At 46.2% G+C, this 1038-nt stretch carries 1 protein-coding gene; it reads left to right on the forward strand.

The annotated features are described in order from the left end of the window. Positions 1-874 (forward strand): malate dehydrogenase (locus tag GY683_RS01160; protein WP_297287009.1); only part of this gene is annotated, 874 nt, incomplete at its 5' end. Between the last annotated feature and the right edge of the window lie 164 nt (positions 875-1038).

Here is a 1038-nt window from a genome sequence, read left to right on the forward strand (position 1 = left end):
ACAACTACTAGAAATCCCGAACGAAAAAGCACAACAAGCTCTACAAGGCGTTATCATGGAGCTAGATGACTGCGCATTCCCATTGCTTCAAGACGTGATTGGTACTGACGATCCAAACGTGGCATTCAAAGATGCAGACTATGCCCTATTGGTAGGTGCGCGTCCTCGTGGTCCTGGCATGGAGCGTGCTGACCTACTTCAAGAAAACGCGAAAATCTTCACCGTTCAAGGTAAAGCACTAAACGACGTAGCTAGCCGTGACGTTAAAGTATTGGTGGTAGGTAACCCTGCAAACACCAACGCATACATCGCCATGAAGTCAGCACCAGATCTACCTGCCAAGAACTTCACCGCAATGCTTCGCCTAGACCACAACCGCGCGCTAACTCAAGTAGCTAAGAAAACTGGCACCGCAGTTAAAGACATCAAAAACCTAACTGTATGGGGTAACCACAGCCCAACCATGTACGCAGACTATCGTTTTGCTACAGTGAATGGCGAATCTGTAAAAGACATGATCAACGACCAAGAGTGGAATGCTAACACTTTCCTACCTACCGTTGGTAAGCGTGGCGCAGCGATCATCGAAGCGCGTGGCCTGTCATCAGCAGCATCAGCAGCGAACGCAGCCATCGACCATATGCGTGACTGGGCTTTAGGCTCAAACGGTGAGTGGGTAACTATGGGTATCCCATCTGACGGTTCATACGGCATCCCAGAAGGCGTAATGTTCGGATTCCCTGTAACGACCGAAAATGGCGAATACAAAATCGTTCAAGGTCTTGAGATCGACGAATTCAGCCAAGAGCGTATCAACATCACGCTTGGCGAGCTAGAAGAAGAGCGTTCAGCGATTGATCACCTATTTAACTAATCCTTGGATTGTTAAATCAAAAACACCCTTAATATTAAGGGTGTTTTTTATGGCTGTCATGATGGCGGTTTATTTTATTCTGCGTTTGGTATTTTTATTGAACTGTATGAATTCTAAGCTTAAATTTGTTGTGTTTTTCTGATTTTGGTGTGGTTTTGTGGGGG

The organism is Moraxella sp., from assembly GCF_024227015.1.
Classification (GTDB): domain Bacteria; phylum Pseudomonadota; class Gammaproteobacteria; order Pseudomonadales; family Moraxellaceae; genus Moraxella.